A 21,048-nucleotide genomic window follows, 5' to 3' on the forward strand; every position below is an offset into this window, starting at 1 on the left:
ATCCTAACGCGCCCGGGTGTCGCCGCCTCCCAGACTCAGGCGCGGTTTGGGGGCGTCCAGACGGCCCGTCCGGGGGCGGCGGCTGCCCGCACGGTACGGGGCCGGCCAGACGGCGCCCGGGCCCGTGTACCCCTGCTCGGCCGCCGCGTGCAGGGTCCAGTGGGGGTCGTAGAGGTGAGGGCGGGCGAGCGCGCAGAGGTCGGTGCGGCCCGCGAGGATCAGGGAGTTGACGTCGTCCCAGGAGGAGATGGCGCCGACCGCGATCACCGGGACGCCCGTGGTGTGGCGGATCCGGTCCGCGAACGGCGTCTGGTACGACCGCCCGAACTCCGGCCGCTCGTCCGCGACGACCTGGCCCGTCGACACGTCGATCGCGTCGGCCCCGTGCGCGGCGAAGGCCCGGGCGATCTCGACGGCGTCCTCGGCGGTCGTCCCGCCCTCGGCCCAGTCGGTGGCGGAGATGCGGACGGTCATGGGCCGCTCCCCCGGCCACACGGCGCGTACGGCGTCGAAGACCTCCAGCGGGAAGCGGAGCCGTTTCTCCAGGGAGCCGCCGTAGGCGTCGGTGCGCCGGTTGGTCAGCGGGGAGAGGAAGCCGGACAGGAGATAGCCGTGGGCGCAGTGCAGTTCGAGCAGGTCGAAGCCGGCCCGCGCGGCGCGGACGGCCGCTGCCGCGAACTGCTCGCGGATGTCCGTGAGTTGGGCGCGGGACAGCTCACGCGGCGTCTGGCCGGCCTCCTTGTACGGGAGTGCCGAGGGGGCCACCAGCGGCCAGTTCCCCTCCGCCAGCGGCTCGTCCATGCCCTCCCACATCAGCTTCGTGGAGCCCTTGCGGCCGCTGTGGCCGAGCTGCACGCCGATCGCCGTGCCGGGGGCCCGGTCGTGGACGAAGTTCGTGATCCGCTTCCAGGCCTCGGCCTGGCGGCCGGTGTAGAGACCGGCGCAGCCGGGCGTGATCCGGCCCTGCTCGCTGACGCACACCATCTCGGTCATCACCAGCCCCGCCCCGCCCAGCGCCCGCGCGCCGAGGTGGACGAGGTGGAAGTCGCCGGGGACGCCGTCGACGGCCGAGTACATGTCCATCGGCGAGACGACGACCCGGTTGCGCAGGGTCAGGCCGCGCAGCCGGAACGGTGTGAACATCGGGGGTGTGCCGGGCGGGCAGCCGAACTCGCGCTCCACCGTCTGCGTGAAACGCGCGTCGCGCAGCCGCAGATTGTCGTGCGTGACGCGGCGGCTGCGGGTGAGCAGGTTGAAGGCGAACTCGCGGGGCGGCTGGTCCAGGTACAGGCCGAGGTTCTCGAACCACTCCAGGCTGGCCCGGGCCGCGCGCTGTGTGGAGGCGACGACGGGTCGCCGCTCGGCCTCGTACGCGGCCAGGGCCTCGGGCAGCGTGTCGCGCTCCTCCAGGCAGGCGGCCAGGGCCAGCGCGTCCTCGACGGCGAGCTTGGTGCCGGAGCCGATGGAGAAGTGGGCGGTGTGCGCGGCGTCTCCGAGGAGGACGACGTTGCCGTGCGACCAGCGGTCGTTGACGACCGTGCGGAACGTCGTCCACGTGGAGTTGTTCGATGTCAGGGGGCGGCCGCGGAGGGCTTCCGCGAAGATCTTGGCGCACCGCCCGATCGACTCGGCTTCGTCGAGTTCGTCGAAGCCGGCCGCGTGCCAGACCTCTTCGCGCATCTCGATGATCACCGTGGAGGCGTCGGGCGCGTAGGGGTAGCCGTGGAGTTGCATCACGCCGTGTTCGGTCTCGGCGATCTCGAAGCGGAAGGAGTCGAAGGGGAAGTCGGCGGCGAGCCAGATGTAGCGGCAGCGGTGGGCCGTCACCCGGGGCCGGAAGGTGTCGGCGTAGGTCTCGCGGGTGGCGCTGTGGACGCCGTCCGCGGCGATGACCAGGTCGTGGGTGTGCGGGAGGTCCGCCGGGGCCCCGGTGCGAAAGCGGAGGTCGACGCCGAGTTCGCGGCAGCGGGTGTGGAGGATGTCCAGCAGTCGCTTGCGGCCCAGGGCGGCGAACCCGTGGCCGCCGGAGGTGTGGCGTGCGCCGCGGTGGACGATGTCGATGTCGTCCCAGCGGGTGAAGTGCCGCTGGAGGGCGTCGTAGACCTGGGGGTCGGCGTGTTCTATGCCGCCGAGGGTCTCGTCGGAGAGGACCACGCCGAAGCCGAAGGTGTCGTCGGGGGCGTTGCGTTCCCAGACGGTGATCTCCCGTGCGGGGTCGAGGCGTTTGAGGAGGGCGGCGGCGTAGAGCCCTCCCGGGCCGCCGCCGATGATCGCGACGCGTAGGGGGTGGCCGGTGTTGTGGTGCGGCTGCGGGTGCGTGGTGGCTTGTCGCGCCCGCGCGGCGGTAGCCGCATATTCAGCACGGCCCCGCGCCGCTGAGGGAGTCGCGGTCACCGTCCGCTCCATTTCGGGGGGCGCTTCTCCGTGAAGGCCGCGTGGAATTCCGCGTAGTCCTCTCCCGTCATCAGGAGGGCCTGGGTCGAGGCGTCCAGTTCGATGGAGGCCGCCAGGGGCATGTCCAGTTCGGACGTGAGCAGCGCCTTCGTCTGGGCGTGGGCCAGGGCCGGGCCGGACGCGAGGCGGTGGGCCAGCCGGTGGGACGTCTCGTCCGCCCGGCCCTCCTCCGTCAGTTCGCTGATCAGGCCGATGCGCTCGGCCTCCAGGGCCCGGACCGGGTCGCCCAGCATCAGCAGGCGGGTCGCGTGCCCCAGGCCGACGACCCGGGGCAGGAGGTAGGCCGCGCCCATGTCGCCGCCGGAGAGCCCGACACGGGTGAAGAGGAAGGCGAAGCGGGCGGTGGGGTCGGCGACGCGGAAGTCCGCGGCCAGGGCGAGGACCGCTCCGGCCCCCGCGGCCACGCCGTGCAGCGACGCGATCACGGGGAACGGGCACTCGCGGATCGCGCGGACCACCTGGCCGGTCATCCGGTTGAAGTCGAGGAGCTGGGCGGTGTCCATGCCGAGGGTCGCGCCGATGATCTCGTCGACGTCGCCGCCGGAGCAGAAGCCGCGGCCCTCCCCGGCCAGCACCAGGGCCCGTACGGACCGCTCCCGGGACAGCTCCGCGAGCAGGTCGCGCAGGTCGGCGTAGGCGCCGAAGGTGAGCGCGTTGAGCTTCTCGGGACGGGCCAGGGTGACGGTCGCGACGCCGTCGGCGATGTCGACGCGCAGATGCTCCCAGCCGGCGGTGCGGGCGGCGGAGCCGGTGAAGGGACTCATGACGTGCGGCCTCCTCGGGCGGGCACTGCCTCACTGAGCTCTACCCCACGAAGCTATCACCCATCCGTGACTGTCGTCATGAGTGCGCGATAGACCGTCCGGGTAGGAGTTCGGTGGGGGATCGGATGCGACCCGGTCCGGTCACATCCGTCACAGATCGTCCACACCGGCGTAACGGCGGGATCAGGTGTGCGCGGCACCGCGTTCACCTGGGTAAGCCGTCGGCAAGGAGGCAACGGCGCCTCCGCCGGTGCCCCTCGGACTCCTCCGAAGACCGGCGCCGTACCATACCTAAGGTTGAAAGCAGGACGTCCTGCTCCATGAACGGACCCGACGTGCACGAACTCCCCTCAGCCCCCGCCTCCTGGCGCATCGCGCTGCCGCACACCGCGGCGGCGGTGCCCGTGGCGCGCGCCCTGGTCCGTACGGCGCTGGCCGAGCTGGAGCACGCGGCGGACTGCGACACCGCTGAGCTGCTCACGGCGGAGCTGGTGGCCAATGCCGTGGAGCACACCACCGGCGAGACACCGATAGAGCTGGTCGTGGAGCTGATGCCGTCGGGTTGCCAGGTCGAGGTGCACGACACCGACCCGGCCCCGCCCGGCGACCTCACCCGTCCGGCCGGCGGCCCGCCCGACCCCTGGCAGGAGCACGGGCGCGGACTGCTGCTGATCCGCGCCCTGAGCTCCTCCTGCGGGCACCGGCCGACCGAGTCCGGCAAGGCGGTCTGGTTCAGGCTGTCCGCACTGCCGGCTCAGCGGCGTCCGCCGGCGTGACCCAGGCGAGCCGGGAGTTGCGCCGGCCGTAGAGCAGGTACAGGGCGACCCCGGCCACGAGGAACGCCGCGAACTGGAGCCAGGTCGTCGCGCCCGTCTCGTACATCAGGTACAGGCAGCAGCCGACGCCGAGCAGCGGGGTCACGGGGTACAGCGGCACCCGGAAGCTGCGGGCGAGGCCGGGTTCGCGACGGCGCAGCGCGATGACCGCGATGTTGACGACGGCCATGGTCGCGAGGGTGCCGATGGTGCACAGGTTGACCACCGCGTCCAGCGGTGCGAAAGCCGCGGGGAGCGCGAAGACGACGGCCACGATCAGCGTGCCGGCGACCGGCGTGGAGGTCCTCGGCGACACCTTCTCGAAGACGCTCGGGATGAGCCCGTCGCGGGACATGGACATCAGGATCCGGGTCTGGCCGTACATCACGGCGAGCACGACCGAGGCGATGGCCACGACCGCGCCGAAGGCGATCACCGCGCCTCCGGCGGTGGAGCCGGTGACCTGGTTGACGACGTAGGAGAGTGCCGCGGGACGGCCGCCGACCGCGTCACCGCCGATGGCGCCGATCGCGGCGAGCGCGACCGCGCAGTAGAGCAGTGTCACCAGGCCGATGCAGACGAGGATCGCCACGGGGATGTCCCGGCGCGGGTTCTTCGCCTCCTCCCCTGCGGTGGTGATCGCGTCGAAGCCGATGTACGAGAAGAAGGCGGCGGTGGTGCCCGCGCCGATGCCGGCCAGGCCCGTCGGCGAGAACGGGGTGAGGTTGCCGTCCTCGAAGGCGGTGAAGCCGATCGCGATGAAGGCGACCAGGACGGCGAGCTTCAGCACGGCCATCGCGGCGGTGGCCCGGGCGCTCTCGCGCACTCCGCGGACCAGCAGCACGGCGGCCATCGCGATGACGATCACGGCCGGGAGGTTCACCGCGCCGCCGTCGCCGGGTCCGGCCGACAGGGCCGCGGGCAGGTGCACTCCGGTGACGCTCTCGAGGAGCTCGTTGACGTACTGGCTCCAGCCGACCGCCACCGCGGACACCGACACGCCGTACTCCAGCAGCAGGCACCAGCCGACGAGGAAGGCCGTGCCCTCGCCGAGACCGGCGTAGGCGAAGGAGTACGAGGAGCCGGAGACGGGGATCGCGCCGCCCAGCTCGGCGAAGGCGAACGCGGTGAAGACGCAGGTGATCGCGGCGAGCAGGAAGGAGACGACGACGGCCGGGCCGGCCTGGGCGACCGAGTCGGACAGGCCGACGAAGATGCCGGTGCCGACGATCGCGCCGACGCCGAAGCAGATGAGCTGGAAGAGGCCCATCGTGCGCTTGAGGCCGTGGCCTTCACGGTCGGCGCCGGATTCCGCCACGAGAAGGGCGGGGGGCTTGATCCGGGGAGCGGGCATGCGGGTGGTGCTCGTTTCTGGTGGTGCGGCAGTGCGACGGGTTCGTCGCGCGGCGGCCGCGGAGAAGGGGTGGTTCCGGGCCGCCGGTCAGCATAAGGCCTGTTCAGGCGAGGGTTGCCACCAAGACCGCCTTGATGGTGTGCATCCGGTTCTCCGCCTCGTCGAAGACGACCGAGTGGGCCGACTCGAAGACCTCGTCGGAGACCTCCAGGTACTCCAGGCCGTGCGCCGCGTGGACCTCCTGGCCGACCTTGGTGCCGAGATCGTGGAAGGCGGGGAGGCAGTGCAGGAACCGCACGTCCGGGTTGCCGGTGGCGCGCAGCACGTCCATGGTCACGGCGTAGGGGGCGAGGGCGGTGACGCGCTCGGCCCAGACCTCCTTCGGCTCGCCCATGGAGACCCAGACGTCCGTGGCGACGAAGTCGGCGCCCCGGACGCCCTCGTCCACGGTCTCGGTGAGCGTGATGCGGGCACCGCTGGCCCCGGCGAGCGCTCGGGCCCGGTCGACGACCTCCTGGGCCGGCCAGTACTCCTTCGGCGCGACGAGCCGTACGTCCATGCCGAGCAGGGCGCCGGTGACCAGGTAGGAGTTGCCCATGTTGAAGCGGGCGTCGCCCAGGTAGGCGAAGGCGACCCCGGTCAGCGGCTTGGCGCAGTGCTCGGTCATGGTCAGCACGTCGGCGAGCATCTGGGTGGGGTGCCAGTCGTCGGTGAGCCCGTTGTAGACGGGGACACCGGCGTGCGCGGCCAGCTCCTCCACCTTGCGCTGACTGTCGCCCCGGTACTCGATCGCGTCGTACATCCGGCCCAGCACCCGCGCGGTGTCCTTGACCGACTCCTTGTGCCCGATCTGGGAGCCGGAGGGGTCGAGGTACGTGGTCGAGGCGCCCTGATCGGCGGCCGCGACCTCGAACGCGCAGCGGGTGCGGGTGGACGTCTTCTCGAAGATCAGCGCGATGTTACGGCCCCTGAGGTACTGGGTCTCGGTCCCGGCCTTCTTGGCGGCCTTCAGTTCGGCGGCCAGCTCGACCAGAGCACGGAACTCCTCCGCGGTGAAGTCCAGCTCTTTGAGGAGGTGGCGGCCGGCGAGGGCGGTCGGGACAGTCGCCATGGGGGCGCTCCAGGGATACGGGGACACAGACGTCTGGAATACTATACGAAGCTCAGCATGTCTATACGGAGACCTCCCGTGGGCCGCCTACACGGGCTCCCGTTCGACCGGGCAGCTCATGCACCGCGGCCCGCCCCTGCCCCGGCCCAGCTCGCTGCCCGGGATCTCTATCACCTCGATGCCCTGTTTGCGCAGGTGGGTGTTGGTGGTGGCGTTCCGCTCGTAGGCGACCACGACGCCGGGTTCGACGGCCAGGACGTTGCAGCCGTCGTCCCACTGCTCGCGTTCGGCCGCGTGCACGTCCTGGGTGGCGGTCAGCACACGGATCTCGTTCAGGCCGAGAGCGGCGGCGATCGCCCGGTGCATGTGCTCCGGCGGATGGTCGGTGACCTTCAGTTCCTTCTCGCCGACGCCCGGTTCGATGGTGTACGAGCGGAGCATGCCGAGGCCCGCGTACTGGGTGAAGGTGTCGCCGTCGACCATCGTCATCACGGTGTCGAGGTGCATGAAGGCACGCCGTTTGGGCATGTCGAGGGCCACGATCGTCTCGGCGGACCCGGCGGCGAACAGCTTGTGCGCGAGCATCTCCACGGCCTGCGGGGTGGTCCGCTCGCTCATGCCGATGAGCACCGCCCCGTTGCCGATGACCAGCACGTCACCGCCCTCGATGGTGGACGGATAGTCGGCCTGCCCCTCCGACCACACCCGGAACGACTCGTCCCGGAAGAGCGGGTGGTGCCGGTAGATCGCCTCGAAGTGCACGGTCTCGCGCTGCCGGGCGGGCCAGCGCATGGCGTTGATGGACACGCCGTCGTAGATCCAGGCGGAGGTGTCGCGGGTGAACAGGTGGTTGGGCAGCGGGCCCAGCAGGAAGTCGTCCAGTTCCATGACGTGGAAGCGCACGGAGGTCGGCTCCGGGTGCGCGTCGAGGAACTCGCGTTTGGTCATGCCGCCGATCAGGACCTCGGCCAGGTCCCGCCCGGGCATGTTCTCGAAGGCGGCTCGCAGCGGGTCGGTGGCCAGCGGGCCGTACTCCTTCTCGTCGAAGACCCGGTCCAGGACGAGGGATCTGGCCGCCGGAACCTCGAGTGTCTCGGCCAGCAGGTCACCGAAGAGGTGGACGGCGACGCCCCGGTCGCGCAGCACGTCGGCGAACCCGTCGTGCTCGGCGCGGGCCCTGCGCACCCACAGCACGTCGTCGAAGAGCAGCGAGGTCTTGTTGCTGGGGGTGAGCCTTTTGAGCTCGAGATCGGGCCGGTGCAGGATGACGCGGCGCAGCCGCCCGGCCTCGGAGTGGACGTGGTATGCCATGCCTCCATCCTGACCACCGGAGGGTGTATTGACGCGCTCCTCGGCCGTTTCCGTGACCACCGGTTCCCCTCGCGCCGGTGGCGGAGGCGACAGGGCCGGGCTCACACGCGCGGCGACGGCTACAGCAGTTCCTCCGGCCGCGCCAGCGTCCGGCGGGCGGCCCGCCCCGGTTCGAGGATCGTCCGGGCGACGATCCAGCCCGCGAGCGCGTGCGGTTCGGCCGGGGCGTCGGCCAGGACGCCGGCGTACCGGGCGAGCGCGGCCTCCGCGTCCCCGGCGGCGAGGTGCTCGTCGGCGGTGCGCGGGACGGCGGGGCGGGTGGCGAAGGCGTGGGTGCGCACATCCGGCCAGGAGGTCCGGTCGCGGCGGAAGCGGAGCTCCGCCGGCCCGGCGGCCCGGGCGGGCACGACGTTGCGCAGACGCCATTCGGTGCGGTGCAGGGCGGCGGCGGTGCGGGCGCGGCCGAGGGCGGCGGACGGGACCGGTTCGCGCAGCCAGCCGTCGAGGGTGCGGGCGAGCCCCGTCACGAGGACCCGGCCCTGCGCGGTGAGACGGCTCTCCACCAGCAGCGTGCGCACGACCAGCCGGCTCTGCAGGCGGCGCAGCGCGAAGTGGTAGCCGGCCAGGTCGGCCGCCCGGGCGTCCCGCGCCGCGGCCAGGCGGTCCCGCCAGAACCCGGCGACGCCGGTGAACGCGTACGCCCCGTGCAGCAGCCCGGTGAGATGGCGCGGGTCCGGACGCCATGGGGCGTAGTAGCGCTCCCTGCGGTCGTCGTCGAGCAGCGGGAAGAGGTGCAGCAGGGCGGCCAGCTTGCTGTGCTGGAACTCGTGCACCAGCGTCTCGGCGAGCGCCGTGCCGCACGACGGGCGGGCGATCACCATGGCCCCGAAGGAGTCACCGCTGGAGGCGGACACCGACACGGTGGGCGGCGCGGGGGGCAGCGTGGTGGTACGCCCCCAGGGCACCACGGCCCGGATCTCGCGGACGTCGAACCGGCCGGGCCCGTCGCCGCCCGGCACGGCGAGCAGCGCCGCGGCCTCCTCGAACAGCCGCTGCCAGGTCCGGGCTTCGTCGAGGTCGAGCCGTGCGGGCGGGAGGGGATCGTCCAAGTCGCGGTAGGGGTCCAGGTCTTCGAGGGGGATGCCGACCGGGCCGTCGGGGGTGCGATGGGTGAGGGTGCGCAGCGGCAGCCAGGCGGGGGTTTCCGCCGACGGTGCCGACAGCGGCCGTGTCGCCGGGCGGACCGTGGCGGCCACGGGGACGCCCGCGCGGCCGGGCCCGGACAGCAGCAGCTCGCCCTCCCCGGTGCGGGCCCGGCCGACCGTCAGCCCCTGCTTCGCCGCCGCGAGTCGGGCCAGGCCCAGGCCCGGCAGCGGCAGCGTTCCGTCGGTGAGGGGCACCCGGAGGTCCGCCCGCGTACCGGCGCGCAGGGACGCGGCGACGGCCAGGGCGCACAGATGCCCGGCCTCGGCCCACAGCGGCGGGCCCGACGCGGTGCCGTGCAGCCGGCGCAGGAGGTGGGCGATCCAGCCGCCCGTGGCCGGGGCGAGCAGCAGCCGGTCGACCGGGCCGGGCGCCGCCGCGGCGGCCTCTTTCAGAACGCCCCAGGCCTCGGCGGCGGAGCTCAACGGCGTGCTCAGCGCGTCGAGCCGGTCCAGCAGGGTCCGCAGGAGCAGCAGTCGCCGCGCCCGCTCGGCGCGTTCGAGGAAGGCGACGGCCTCCGCGGAGCCGCCCCCCGCCGCCAGTTCCGCCAGGATGCGCTCGGGCATGCGGAACGGAGCGTGGCGCGGCTCGCTGGGCATGCGGGACCTCCGGTCGCGGGTGCGGGCGTGGGCCCCGGCACAGTGTCGAGGCCACGGGCGGGCCGCCTGCCGGGGGCTGGAGACCTATTCGGCCCGGGCGCTCCCCTCGCTGCCCCCTCTGATGCCGGCGCGTGCCCGCAGGACCTCACCGAGGAGACGGGCGGAGGGAGCAAGTGGGGCGAGACCGTCCACCTCGGTCAGGGGCAGCTCCGTCAGGTCGGCGAGATCCGACTCCCACACGGCGGTACCAGCAGCCGCGGCCGGCTCGCGGACGGCGACTTCGGCGTGGCACAGAGCGGGCTGCTGGTCCAAGATGCTCCCCCTTCTCGCACGGTGGCACGCGATGCCCCGTGCCCGTTCATTTCCATCATGGCCATTCCTGCCCGGGTCGAAAACCGTACGATCACGCCACCCGATCATTTCCGATCGCTCGGGCGTCGCGCCGACGCCGCGAACTCGGTCAGTGCCGCGCCCAGTTCGCCCTTCAGTTCCGGTGTGTCGTCGAGGGAGACCACGGCGTCGAACAGCTCCCACAGCACCTCCGGCCGACGCCGGGCCACACCGGTGAGGATGCTGACGACATCGGTGCGCGCCTTGCTGTGGCGGGCCAGCGTCGCTGTGACACGGGGGTCCAACGAGGCGATGAGTGCCTGCCGTTCGGTGGGGTCCTGCATCAAGGGGTAGGCGAGGAGAGCGTTCACGGCCCGCTGCAGCGGTGGGACCGGCCGGTCCTCGGGGCCCCGCTCCGCCGGCGCCACGATCTCGGTGCGTTCCGGGCCGCGCAGCCGAATCTCCGGATACTGCAGAGTACGTCCCGCTTCCCTGAGGGCCGCGATACGTGCCCGCACGGCCGGAAACAGTCCCTCCGGATCGGGTGGTGCGGGAAGGACGGCGGCCCGGTCGGCCAGTAGCCCGAGCAGGATCTCGGAGAACAGACCCGTCCCGCGCTCCGGGTCGTTGGCGGCGGTCCGCCCGCGCCCGGCGGCCTGCAGCAGCGTCTGCCGGTGGGCGTGGTTGCGCCACCCCACCGGCAGGGCGTCCGGCGGCAGTGGTTCCCGGAAGGCGAGGTCTTCCTCGAAGGTCTCGCAGGCGTCCACGATCCACAGCTGCTCGCCGAAGGCCGGTACGGCGTCCCCGGCGAACCGGTCGAGCGCGCTGTCCAGGTCGATGCCCAGCTTGTCGGCGGTGCTGGCGTCGGAGCAGAACAACCGCAGACGGCCGGCCCGGTCGAGCACTCCGTGCCCGCCCCACCAGACCCACAGGACGTCGCCCTGCTCCACGGGCAGTTCCCGGACGAGGACACGGCGCAGGGTGGCGTGGTCGGCGGGCCGATGGGCGACGCCGGGGGCGTAGGACGCCAGGGGGGCGAGGTGGAGCCGCAGTCGCTCCTCCGGTACCCCGGCCTCGCGCAGCAGCCGGTGGAAGGCGACCGCGTCGCGGGCCGGGCCGGGCAGGTCCCAGCCGGGCCCGGCGTCGTAGCGCTCGATGCCGACGATCAGGGCGTGCACACGGGCGGGGTTCACGGCAGCCGGTCCACGATGTGCCGGTACACCTCGGGGTTGGTCCAGTAGGCGCTGTGGGAGGCCGGGAAGGGCTGGCGGCTGTCCACCCGCACGTCCGTGACGCGGCCCGGGAAGAGGCCCGCGCCGAGGTAGGAGAGCAGGTCGCGCGGGTCGTAGAGGTTCAGCCAGTCGGGCAGGTGCGGCGGGAGCGGCGACGGGTGTTCGAGGGAGGGCAGCGATCCGGACTCGTAGAGGAAGGGCCCCTGGGAGCCCGCCGTCACCAGGAGCCGGACCTGGGGCAGCGGGGTGGAGATCAGGGTGTCCAGGGCGATGACGCCGCCCAGGCTGTGGCCGACGACGGTGACCGGCGGTTCCAGCCCCTTGACCACCTCGCGCAGGTCGGCGCGGACCGCCTCGCCCCGGCTGAGGTAGCGCAGGATGTCGGCCGCGGCCGGATGAGCGGCCTCGGTGAGGGCGCGTCGGCGGCGCAGGACGGCACGGGATGCCATCGGGCCCGCCACCCGCAGCACCAGGGAGCGCATCCCGCGTTCGGTGCCCCGGGGCGTTGCACCGAGTGCCACGGCCAGTCGTTCGGCGACGGTGTCGCGGCTGTCGCCGACCGGTACGAGGGGGGCGTCCGAGTCCAGGGCGTCGGCGATCATCCGGGCGGTCAGGCTGCGGGCGACGAGGTGCGCGAGGTCGTCGGGGGTGAGGGCAGCCGCGGCCGGTGCGAGCAGGGAGTGGGCGGCGAGGTCGGAGGCGGCGCGGGTGAGGCCGGGCCCCCACTCCACCGCGGGGTGGTCCCCCCGAGTCGCGAGGTCCGCAAGCCGTGCGCGTATCGCCTGGTCAGGGGGCAGGGATCCGGGTGCTCGCTCGGCGGCCCGCGGAGCGCCGGCCGCCGCGAGGGCGAGTTCCGCGTACGGGTCGGTGTAGAGGGCGGCCCAGACGGCGGCCGTCTCCTCCTCGGGATCCGGTCCGGCCGGGCCCCGGGACGTGCCGCCCGGCGCGGCGGGAAGACTGGCGCCACCGGCCGCGAGCGTGGCGCCGTGCGTGTCGCCCCAGTAGTACGGCACGATGCGGAGTTCCCCGCGCAGGGCGGTCAGTCCGGCCGCCACGCGCCCCGCAAGCTTCGAGAAGCCTGGTTCGCGCACCCCTGTTCCATGGATGAAGACGACCGTCGCCATGTGCCCCCCGTGACTCCGGTGCAGTGTTGTGTACGACTGCCGATACGCCGTCAAGTTACCTCTATCATAGGAAGGTTGGGGTCGCGCAGCGGCGCGGCGACCCGTCCGCGGCCGTGGTGCGGGCCACGGCGACTGGACACGGGGGGACGCTGTGAGCCCTGAAACGGTGGTCACGCATTTCCTGTTCGCCTCCGCCCTGATCCTTGCGGTCGGCCATGGCGCCGGCTGGCTGGCCCAGCGGCTGAAGCAGCCGTACATCGTGGGTCAGCTGGCGGCGGGCATCGCCCTCGGCCCCTCGCTGCTCGGCAGCACGGCGCCGGATGCCTACACCGTGCTGTTCCCCCGGGAGATCAGCACCGCGCTGACCGGGCTCGCGCAGTTCGCCCTGGTGGTCTTCCTGTTCGCGGTGGGGTACGAGCTGGATCCGACGGTCCTGGGCGACCGGGCGCGCACGGTGGTGACGGTGGCGGTGGCGTCGTTCGTGGTGCCGATGGCGGTGGGCAGCGGCTGTGCGCTGCTGTTCCGGGGGCAGTTGCGGGAACTGGACATGCCCGCGCCGACGGTCGGCACGGTGCTGTTCGCGGGGGTGGCTCTGTCGATAACGGCCGTACCCGTGCTGACGGCCATCGTGCGGGAGAACAACCTGGCCGACACGGTGCCGGGGATCCTCGCGGTGTCCGCGGCCGGGCTGCTCGATGTGATCGGGTGGACGGTGCTGGCCGGGACGATGCTGGACAGCGACAGCGGTGAGCCCGCCCTGGGCTGGCCGGGGCGGGCGCTCATCGCGGCCGTGTTCGCGGTGCTCATGCTGCTGGCGGCCCGGCCGGTGCTGCGCAGACTGCTGTGGCGCACCCGGATGGAGCCCTCGCTGCGGCTGGCACTGCTCATCGGCTTCGCCTGCGCCTCGGCGTCCGTGACCCAGTTCCTCGGGCTGCACGCCCTCTGCGGTGCGCTCCTCGCCGGCATCGTCTGCCCGCGCGAGGACGACGGCACCCTCGACCCGGATCTGCTGCGACCGCTGCACGTCGTCAGCTCACTGCTGGTGCCGTACTTCTTCGTCTTCTCGGGGCAGTCCGTCGCGCTGAACAACATGGACACCACCGGATGGCTCACCCTGCTGGTGGTGACGGTGCTGGCGGTCCTCACGAAGGTCGGCAGCGGCACGGTGGCGGCCCGGCTGGGCGGGCTGGACCGGGACGACGCGCGCACGGTCGGCGTCCTGCTGAGCGCCCGCGGGCTGACGGAACTGATCGCGCTCAACGCGGGTCTCCAGGCGGGCCTGCTGAGCAAGCCGCTCTACACGGTGCTGGTCTTCATGGCCCTCGCCACCACCCTGCTCACCCAGCCCCTGCTGCACCTGGTCCGCCGCCTTGCGGACCACGAGCCGACCCGCGCCCCGGGACGCGCCGAAGCGGTCCCCGCGCACGGCCCTGGCCCGGTTGACGGTGCGCCCACCACGCCGGTGGCGGACGCGGGCTGACCGTCCGGGGTGGCGTGAGCGCCACCCCGGCGAGCACGCCCGCTACAGCGGCATCGGCGCCATGTCGCACTCGATCCGGCGGCGTTGCCGGGCCGCGAGCAGCCACGGGTGGTCGGCACGCACCACGCGGGCGAACCCGTCCGTCGCCCCGCGCTGGAGCTCGTCGGCCTCCGCTCCGCGTCCCAGACCCCGCAGGTCGAGCCCGAGGTTCGCCATGCAGGAGAACGTCAGCGGGTGCTCCTCGCCCGCGACCTCGGCGAGCAGCGCCAGATTGGCCTGATCCAGCTCGTGCGCCCGTTCGAAGTCGACCCGCGCGTACGCCGTGTTGGCCTGCCCGATGGCCACCGTCAGGGTGGTGACGTGCCGGGAGCCCACCCGTTCGGCCAGCCGGCTCGCCGCGTCGTCCTCCAGTTCCTGGGCCTGCTCCAGGGCGCCCTGCGCGCGCAGTGTGGCGGCCAGGTTCGCCTTGGTCAGCAAGGTGTACGCGTGGTCCGGACCGAGACGCTGCTCGAACCGCCGCAGCGTCACCTCCGCCAGCTCGCGGGAGCTGTCGAGATCACCGGCCAGCCGCTGGTCGACGGAGACGTTGGTGGCCGAGGACATGGCGTCGAAGTGGTCCGGGCCGTAGCGGGCGATGAAGCGCCGCAGGGTCTCCTCCGCGAGTTTGGCGGCCTCCGCGTGTGCCCCGTCGCGGCGTCGGCAGATCGCGAGGTTTCTGGCGACCCGCAGGGTCAGGGGGTGCTCCTCGCCGAGTTCGCTGCGCGCCCTGCGGTACGCGTCCTCCTGGAAGTCGCGGGCGCCGGGGTAGTCACCGCTCTCGCGCATGTCGATGGAGAGCGCGTTGAGGGTGTTGAGGGTGAAGAAGCTGGCCGGGCCGAACAGCAGCTCACGCTGCTGGGCGTTCTCCTGGTCGAGCGGCAGCGCCTCCTTGAACCGGCCGCACAGCCGCAGCGCCACGCCCCAGGCGTGGGTGGCGCGCAGTGTCATCGGATCGTCCGGCCCGAACAGGGACCGGGCCAGCTCGGTGGCCTCCTGCGTCAGGGCCCGGGCTTCCTCGAACCGGCCCTGGTAGCCGTGGGCGTCGGCCATCTCGCACAGCGAGTCGATCAGGTTCTCCGGGTCGACCTCGGTCCTGCGGGAGATCTCCAGGGCCTTCTCGGTGAGCGGAATGGACTCGGGGACCTGGCCGATCTGCCGCAGCAGGAACCCGAGGCTCTTCATCATCCGCAGGACGTTGACGTCCTCCTCGCCCGACGCCGCGAGCCAGGCGCTCCAGGCCTGGCGGGCGAAGCCGGCGGCGCCGACGTGGTCTCCCCAGTAGTAGAGGAACCACACGGTGTCGAAGACCAGCTCCCGCACATAGGTGTCGGTGCTGCTCACGGCCTGGGAGGTGAGCACGTGCGGCAACAGGGCCTGGTAGGCACGCCATTCCAGCGACGAGCCGTAGGGGCCCGGCTTGGCGGCCGAGAGGAGTTGATGCGCGGCGTCCCGCATCCGCTCCCGTTCCTCGGCGCTCAGCTTGGCCAGGAGCACGGTCTGGAGCAGGCGGTGCATCTGGAGGGTGTCGGACCGTGGGTCGACCTTGACCAGGGAGAACTGGCTGAGGTCACGGACGGCGCGGTTCAGTTTGATCGACTCGCGCAGCAGGGGGTCGACCTCGGGCGTGACGTTGACGCCGCGGCTGCCGCGCAGCATCGCCCGGGGAATGGGCTCGGGCGCCATGCTGGCGCAGATGTCGAGCAGTTGCCGCGCGCCCGGGTTGTTCTCCTTGATCCGCTCCAGCGAGATGTCCCAGGCGGCCGCGACGGAGACCGGGTAGTCGGGGGCCGGGTCGAGCTCGAGGATCTCGGGGCTGCGTTCGGCGAGCAGATCGAGGTACTCGTCGACCTGCATGCCCGTGACCGCTCGCCACGCTCCCGCCTGCTCGACCGCGAGCGGCAGGTCGCCCAGCGCCTCCGCGAGCCGGTCGGCGTCCTCGAAGGACAGGTCGGGCGACCGCTTCTGGAGGAGTTCGACCGATTCCTCGCGCTCGAACACGTTGACGGGCAACGACGTGGCCACCCTCTCCCACGCACGGTTCCGGGACGTGACGATGACCTTGCCCGGGCCGTTGGTCGGGAAGAACCGGCGGACCGCCTCGACGTCTTCGGCGTTGTCGAAGACCAGCAGCCAGTTGTCGTAGGGCGCCCCGGTGCGCAGGGCCTCCAGCACGGCCGGGACGGCGGTGTTGGCCGCGGGGGCGCCGAGGTCCTGCGTGGGAGCGACGCCCAGCTGCGCCGCCAGCTGGGCCAGTGCGGCGAGGATGAGGCTCTCGCGCTCGGCGGGGATCCAGCAGATCACCCGGTAGTCGTGCTGGTGGGTGTAGACGTACTCCAGTGCCAGCTGCGACTTGCCGACGCCGCCGAGCCCGTGCAGGGCATTGGGCAGCACCGCCGCCGTGTCCTGCGCCCCGAGCTGCTCCTCCACGGCACTCAGCAGCGCCTGCCGGCCGACGAACGAGGTGTTCCGCAGGGGAACGTTCACCAGGAGGGCGGGCGCTGACGAGGTCGTCATGGTGCTCGGCATGGGGGGCTCAGCCTCCGGGGGTTCTTGAGGGGTGACATCGGATACCAGGGGTGGCACGGGGGGTTCTCCAGGTTCGTTGGGGTCGTTCGACGGTGGCAGACTTCCCGATCCGTCCGACAATCCCCCACGATCCGCTTGGTTCACCTCAGAGAGTGCAGTCCCGGACATTCCCGGACTCACTCGTTCGGTGGCACCGGGCCCGCGGGCCCGGGGCGGTCCGGGCTCGATCCGGCGGGCCCGCTCGGAGTACGGCCCGGAGAGCGCGCGCATCACGGCCAGCTCGCTGCGCACCCAGCCCCGCTCGGCCGCGTCCGGCAGCGTCGCCCCCATCGGATCGCGCAGGGCGGCGCGCAGCGCGACGCCCCGGGCGCCCGCGGCGGGCAGCTCGCCCACCACGCTGACGGTGTGGGCGAGTTGGCTGCGGGTGGTGGTGGCGAGCAGTTCCTCGCGGACCCCGTCGGCGAACTCGGGGTGCCCCTGGCCGTCGCTGTCCCAGTCGATCAGCCCGCCCATCAGGATCTCGGCCAGGTGGTCCGGACCGGTCTCCGGCATGGTGCGCCGCCGCAACTGCTCCACGAGGTCGAAGTCGAAGGGGATCGCGGCCAGTTGGGTGGCCAGCCGCCGTGCGGCCGGGGTGGCGAGCGTGAAGAAGCGACGCACGGCGGCCTTGGCGGCGCGAGGGAAGCGCGGGGCACGCAGTCCCGGCGCGGGCGAGCCCTTGGTGAGGGTGCCGGCCAGGACGACCGGCAGGGCGCGGCGCACTCCGCGCTCCCCCGTGACGAGATCGGCCCAGGCGGCGAGGGAGCCGGGCTTCAGGGAGAGCACCGGCACCGGCACGAAGCCGTCACCCGCGTCGGGCAGCGGTCGCAAGGGGTCGGGGCCACCGGGCGGCGCCCAGTGTTCGAGTCCGTCGTTGGCGACGCCGAAGCCGCCGGCCTCCAGAACGGCCGGGTGGGGGTAGAGCGAGGTGCGGTGGCGCAGATGCGGCGGCAGGAGGTGCACCAGCGCCGTGGGGCCGGCATGGGCGAGCCGGCCGAGCAGGTCGTCGGCGGCGGGCGCGGCCCAGCCGTGGGCGAGTCCGTCGGTGACGACGAGGAAGACACGGCCGCCGCGTCCGTCGAGCAGTTCGGCCGGGTCGGCGGCGGCCCGGCCGGTGGACCAGCGCAGGGTGGCGGTCCCGGTGCGCGGCAGACGCACCCGGACCGTGCGGACGGCCCGGAAGGCGCCGCTGTGTTCGGCGGCCTGGGCGAGACGGGCGGTGGACTCCTCCCAGATGCGCAGGGTCGGCGCGTCGTCGACGAGGACGACCAGGTCGAAGGCGGCCGCCCGGGCGGGCCTCACGAAGGGCATCCACATGCCGTCGACGACGCCCTGCTCGGCGGTGGTCTCCTCGTCGAGCTCCAGCGCTTCGTGGGAGGGCACGCGCCGGGCCAGCTGGTGCAGGGCACGGGCGAACAGGGCGGTGGTACGCCCCGGGGCCTGCCCGGTGCGGTCGTCGGCGGGCAGCAGCGGCTGTCCCAGGCGCAGGGTGAAACGGCCCTCGGCGTCGGGTAACAGGCGGGCCGCGCCGGCCGGTTCCGCGGGCAGGGCGGGACCGGCGGCCCACGGCGGCGGGCGGTCGCCGGGTGCGTTCGGAGGAGCCGGGGCGGCGGGGGCCTGCGGGGGGCGTACGGCGTCGGGGTCCGGGTCGGCGGGGCCGCGCCCGGCGGGCGGGGGCGGGTCCGGTCGGCCCGCTTGGTCCGGGCCCTCCGCGTCCCGGGATGGTGCGGGGGGCGGGGCCGGAGGTGTCGCCCGACGGCCCGGCAGGAGCTCCGGGCCGGAGGGGGTGGGCCCGCCGTGGCGGTTCCAGTACGCGGCGAGCCAGACCGCGTCGGCGAGGTCCTGCCAGCGCGGGACGGGCGCCTCCGGGGCGTCCGGGACCGCCGCTCCGTGCTCTGCCGCCTGGTCGGCGGACTCGGGGAACGCCGAAGGGGGCGACGACCCCGAAACGGGAAATCCGTCGCCGAGCCCGGATGCGTGCTCCCTGGGATAGCCCTTCATTCAGCGGCCCTTCGCGAGGTCGCGCAGGAGCATTTCCACGAGCTTACGCCCGTCACCATCCGCCTGGAAACCACCCGTGGTAGTCATATGGACAGCGCTGAGTAGCTGGTCCAGGGAGTGGGTTCCGCCGGACTGGACACGCTGGACGAACAGGTCGACCAGGTCTTCGGTGCCCTGCGGACGGCTTCCGAGGTGCCCTTCGACCATGGCCAGGAGCTGCTCCCGGCTGGGGGTGCGCATCTCCAGCGGCAGACAGCGCCGACGGAAGGCCGCGGGGAACTCCCGCTCCCCGTTGCTGGTGATCACCACGACCGGGAACTCCCGGCACTCGACCCGCCCGTCGCCGACATCGGCGCGGCCCCCGGGGTCACTGGTGTGGACGCTCGCGGTGTCCGCGGCGTCGCGCACCAGCTCGGGGACGTCATAGCTTCCGTTCTCCAGGACGTGCAACAGGTCGTTCGGCAGGTCGATGTCGCTCTTGTCGAGCTCGTCGACGAGAAGCACCCGGGGACGATCGTAGGGCAGCAGCGCGGTCCCCAGGGGGCCCAGCGTGATGAAGTCACCCAGAAGCGGGGGAAGTTGACGAGGTTTTTGAGAATCCGCCGTGTTGACGTCCGTGGCTTGGCCGGCATCGTCCGGATCCGGGTCCCACGCCGCCGCGTGCCGCAGTCCGGCCCGCCAGGCGGCGATGGCCTGGGCCCGGCCCATGGCGTCGTGGGCGTAGAGGCCGTCGCGCAGGGTGGTGCGGCTGACGATGTTCCACTCCAGGACCCGGCCCAGGTCCAGCTCACGGGAGATGAGGTAGGCGAGGGTCGACTTGCCGACGCCGGGCGGGCCGGTGATCAGCAGGGGCCGGCGCAGCAGCAGGGCCGCGTTGACGATGTCGATCTCTTCTTCGCCCAGCTGCGGGGTGACGTCACCCGGGCCCATCCGGCGCAGCGCCGCCTGCGGGTCGGCCGGCGGCACGGGCCGGGGCGGGCCGCCGCGGAACCGGCGCCAGGGCGGCGGCGCGGGCAGGGCCGGTGGTGCGGCGGGGGCACCGCCCGTGCCGTGGAAGACCCGCCAGCCGTTCGGGGCCGTCTGCTCCTGCGCGCTCATGCCGGTGCCTCCTCGCTGGCGAGATCGCCTGGGTCGGTGGGCTGGAAGTCGACGGGACGCGTCGGATCGTCCCAGAGAAAACCGATATGTCTTCCGAGGAGTTCTCCGGGTCCCCGGCCCTCGCTCTCGGCGTTCCTGCGCAGGAGGTGGACGGCCATGGGGATCCTCGCCGGGGTGGGTGCCGCGGCGAACAGGGCGGTCACCACCTCGCGGCGCTCTTCGCGGAAGACACCTCTGCGGTCCCAGATCGCGATCCCTATCCCCTCCGCGATGGCGGCCTTGAGGGCCTCGAGTGCCAGGACGTCGGTCGGGGCGTCGAGCACCACCGCCGTATGCCGTGGTTCCCCGGCGAGGCCGGACTGCCACGCGCCGAGCCGGCCGCCGTCCGGTGCGCGCCAGCCGTGCACCAGGACGCCGTCCTCGCGCAGGGTTCGCCAGCGTTCCCGCCACTGGTCCCGGACGAGGGCGTCGTCCGTGCGCATCCGCTCCAGACTGCGCAGGTGCACGCCGTACTTCAGGCTGAGCGGAAGCGGCTGCCCGTCGCCGATCCGGAAGGTCAGACCCGCCACATCGTGGTTGAGAAGGTCGTACGGGAGGACGAACTCGATGTACGGCGGTGGCTGCCGCCGTCCACGCGGGTCGGGGTCGCGGGGCGCCGACCAGAGGCGGGCGCCCTGCCGTAACGCGCGCTGGACCGCCGTGCCCAGTTCGTCGAGGGTGGTCGTGGCGGGTTCACCGGGCTGCGGGTTCCAGTGTCCCGGGACGGTGTTGAGCCAGGGGCGGACGACGATCTCGCCGGTGCCGTCCCGGGTCGGTTCGACGGCGACCACCAGGCAGCGCGGGATGTCCGGATCGCCCGTCACCGCGCCGCGCGCCGCACGGCGTTCCTCCATCGCCCCGGTCAGACCGGCGCGCCGCGCCCACTTCTCGGCCCAGCCGGCGAGCGCGGCGCGGTGCGTGGGAGTGGCGGCGAGCCGGGCGGCGTGGTCGACGAGGAGGACGGCCGGGGGCAGCCCGTCCGGCTGGACGTTCCAGTCGAGGACGTGGGCGAGGAGTTGCTCCGGGGTGAGTCCGGTGGGCAGGTCGAGTCCGTTGAGCTCCTCGACGAGGGCGTCGCGCAGTCGGGCCGCGGGCAGGTCCCCCTGGGCGAGGAGGGCGCGGGCGCCGGTCTCGTCGTCGCGGGTGAGGGGGCCTCGCAGCGCGGGGGGCGGGGCGGGCGCGAGCCACTGGTCGAGCAGCTGGTCGAGCTCGTCGCCCGCCAGGTCACCCTCGAGGATCCGCACCACCTCGACCAGTACGCGCTCGCCGCCGGGCATGTTCAGCGCGGCGCGCACCAGCAGCACCACGTCCTCGCGCAACTTGACGCCACGCAGGTCGATCTGACGCCCCAGCAGGTCTCCGAGGACGACACCGAAGTGCAGCCGCCCCTGCGCGTCCTCCATGCAGCCGAGGCCGCACAGGGCGTTGGTGAGCCCCAACAGCAGCCGTAAGCCGTCCCCGCGCCCGGACCCGCCCTCGGGTTCGCCGAGCCCCGCCTGTGTCTCCACCGACTTTCCCCCTGAGCCGGT

Annotated in this window: 14 protein-coding genes; 2 read left to right on the top strand and 12 right to left on the bottom strand. The window is 73.0% G+C overall.

All coding sequences use genetic code 11. The features are described 5' to 3' along the window. Positions 1–3: 3 nt before the first annotated feature. Positions 4–2,406 (bottom strand): bifunctional salicylyl-CoA 5-hydroxylase/oxidoreductase, encoded by a 2,403-nt coding sequence (locus QNO09_RS14105; protein ID WP_283970500.1) that lies wholly within the window; start codon positions 2,404–2,406, stop codon positions 4–6. Then, positions 2,391–3,218 (bottom strand): enoyl-CoA hydratase family protein, encoded by an 828-nt coding sequence (locus QNO09_RS14110; RefSeq protein WP_283970501.1) that lies wholly within the window; start codon positions 3,216–3,218, stop codon positions 2,391–2,393. The genes QNO09_RS14105 and QNO09_RS14110 overlap by 16 nt, the downstream gene beginning before the upstream one ends. Positions 3,219–3,538: 320 nt before the next feature. Between QNO09_RS14110 and QNO09_RS14115 the strand changes: the two genes are divergently transcribed. Then, the gene (locus QNO09_RS14115; RefSeq protein ID WP_283970502.1) at positions 3,539–3,994 is read left to right on the top strand and encodes an ATP-binding protein; all 456 of its coding nucleotides are present in this window, start codon (positions 3,539–3,541) and stop codon (positions 3,992–3,994) included. Here QNO09_RS14115 and QNO09_RS14120 read toward each other — a convergent pair. From QNO09_RS14120 to QNO09_RS14150, 7 genes are all read right to left on the bottom strand, one after another. After that, entirely contained in the window at positions 3,951–5,387 is a 1,437-nt protein-coding gene (locus tag QNO09_RS14120; RefSeq protein WP_283970503.1) for an amino acid permease, read from the bottom strand. The two genes, QNO09_RS14115 and QNO09_RS14120, sit on opposite strands and share 44 nt — an antisense overlap. Positions 5,388–5,490: 103 nt before the next feature. Beyond that, entirely contained in the window at positions 5,491–6,498 is a 1,008-nt protein-coding gene (gene argF, locus QNO09_RS14125) for an ornithine carbamoyltransferase (RefSeq protein ID WP_283970504.1), read from the bottom strand. An 87-nt stretch (positions 6,499–6,585) separates the two neighbouring features. Then, positions 6,586–7,809, bottom strand: a complete 1,224-nt coding sequence (locus tag QNO09_RS14130; RefSeq protein ID WP_283970505.1) for an arginine deiminase — start codon at positions 7,807–7,809, stop codon at positions 6,586–6,588. Positions 7,810–7,928: 119 nt separating this feature from the next. Then, positions 7,929–9,578, bottom strand: coding sequence for an aKG-HExxH-type peptide beta-hydroxylase (locus QNO09_RS14135; protein ID WP_283970506.1), 1,650 nt, complete (start codon positions 9,576–9,578; stop codon positions 7,929–7,931). Positions 9,579–9,695: 117 nt separating this feature from the next. After that, a complete protein-coding gene (locus QNO09_RS14140) occupies positions 9,696–9,923 on the bottom strand; it encodes a hypothetical protein (protein ID WP_283970507.1) in 228 nt (75 codons plus the stop codon). 104 nt (positions 9,924–10,027) lie between these two features. Beyond that, entirely contained in the window at positions 10,028–11,134 is a 1,107-nt protein-coding gene (locus QNO09_RS14145; protein WP_283970508.1) for an effector-associated domain 2-containing protein, read from the bottom strand. Further along, positions 11,131–12,297 carry a hypothetical protein gene (locus QNO09_RS14150; protein ID WP_283970509.1) on the bottom strand — a complete coding sequence of 389 codons (1,167 nt, stop codon included), beginning with the start codon at positions 12,295–12,297 and terminating at the stop codon, positions 11,131–11,133. Before QNO09_RS14150 ends, QNO09_RS14145 begins: the two co-directional genes overlap by 4 nt. Positions 12,298–12,448: 151 nt before the next feature. Here QNO09_RS14150 and QNO09_RS14155 point away from each other — a divergent pair, with 151 nt between their 5' ends. Continuing rightward, a complete protein-coding gene (locus tag QNO09_RS14155) occupies positions 12,449–13,777 on the top strand; it encodes a cation:proton antiporter (RefSeq protein WP_283970510.1) in 1,329 nt (442 codons plus the stop codon). A gap of 42 nt (positions 13,778–13,819) precedes the next feature. Here the strand turns inward: QNO09_RS14155 and fxsT are convergent, their stop codons facing one another. From fxsT to QNO09_RS14170, 3 genes are read right to left on the bottom strand one after another with little or no spacing between them, the layout of a single operon-like run. After that, complete coding sequence (gene fxsT / locus QNO09_RS14160; RefSeq protein ID WP_283970511.1) at positions 13,820–18,382, bottom strand: FxSxx-COOH system tetratricopeptide repeat protein; 4,563 nt, start codon at positions 18,380–18,382, stop codon at positions 13,820–13,822. After that, positions 18,383–19,480 carry an AAA family ATPase gene (locus QNO09_RS14165; RefSeq protein ID WP_283970512.1) on the bottom strand — a complete coding sequence of 366 codons (1,098 nt, stop codon included), beginning with the start codon at positions 19,478–19,480 and terminating at the stop codon, positions 18,383–18,385. It abuts the gene before it with no gap. Continuing rightward, complete coding sequence (locus QNO09_RS14170) at positions 19,477–21,027, bottom strand: VMAP-C domain-containing protein (RefSeq protein WP_283970513.1); 1,551 nt, start codon at positions 21,025–21,027, stop codon at positions 19,477–19,479. Before QNO09_RS14170 ends, QNO09_RS14165 begins: the two co-directional genes overlap by 4 nt. Positions 21,028–21,048: the final 21 nt, after the last annotated feature.

It is taken from the genome of Streptomyces sp. 378 (genome assembly GCF_030124145.1).
Lineage (GTDB): Bacteria > Actinomycetota > Actinomycetes > Streptomycetales > Streptomycetaceae > Streptomyces.

What these genes read in the sequence shown, in the direction of transcription:
- QNO09_RS14105 (WP_283970500.1), bottom strand. Translation starts at nt 2,406, where the DNA reads ATGGAGCGGACGGTGACCGCGACTCCCTCAGCGGCGCGGGGCCGTGCT.
- QNO09_RS14110 (WP_283970501.1), bottom strand. Translation starts at nt 3,218, where the DNA reads ATGAGTCCCTTCACCGGCTCCGCCGCCCGCACCGCCGGCTGGGAGCAT.
- QNO09_RS14115 (WP_283970502.1), top strand. Translation starts at nt 3,539, where the DNA reads ATGAACGGACCCGACGTGCACGAACTCCCCTCAGCCCCCGCCTCCTGG.
- QNO09_RS14120 (WP_283970503.1), bottom strand. Translation starts at nt 5,387, where the DNA reads ATGCCCGCTCCCCGGATCAAGCCCCCCGCCCTTCTCGTGGCGGAATCC.
- argF (WP_283970504.1), bottom strand. Translation starts at nt 6,498, where the DNA reads ATGGCGACTGTCCCGACCGCCCTCGCCGGCCGCCACCTCCTCAAAGAG.
- QNO09_RS14130 (WP_283970505.1), bottom strand. Translation starts at nt 7,809, where the DNA reads ATGGCATACCACGTCCACTCCGAGGCCGGGCGGCTGCGCCGCGTCATC.
- QNO09_RS14135 (WP_283970506.1), bottom strand. Translation starts at nt 9,578, where the DNA reads ATGCCCGAGCGCATCCTGGCGGAACTGGCGGCGGGGGGCGGCTCCGCG.
- QNO09_RS14150 (WP_283970509.1), bottom strand. Translation starts at nt 12,297, where the DNA reads ATGGCGACGGTCGTCTTCATCCATGGAACAGGGGTGCGCGAACCAGGC.
- fxsT (WP_283970511.1), bottom strand. Translation starts at nt 18,382, where the DNA reads ATGAAGGGCTATCCCAGGGAGCACGCATCCGGGCTCGGCGACGGATTT.
- QNO09_RS14165 (WP_283970512.1), bottom strand. Translation starts at nt 19,480, where the DNA reads ATGAGCGCGCAGGAGCAGACGGCCCCGAACGGCTGGCGGGTCTTCCAC.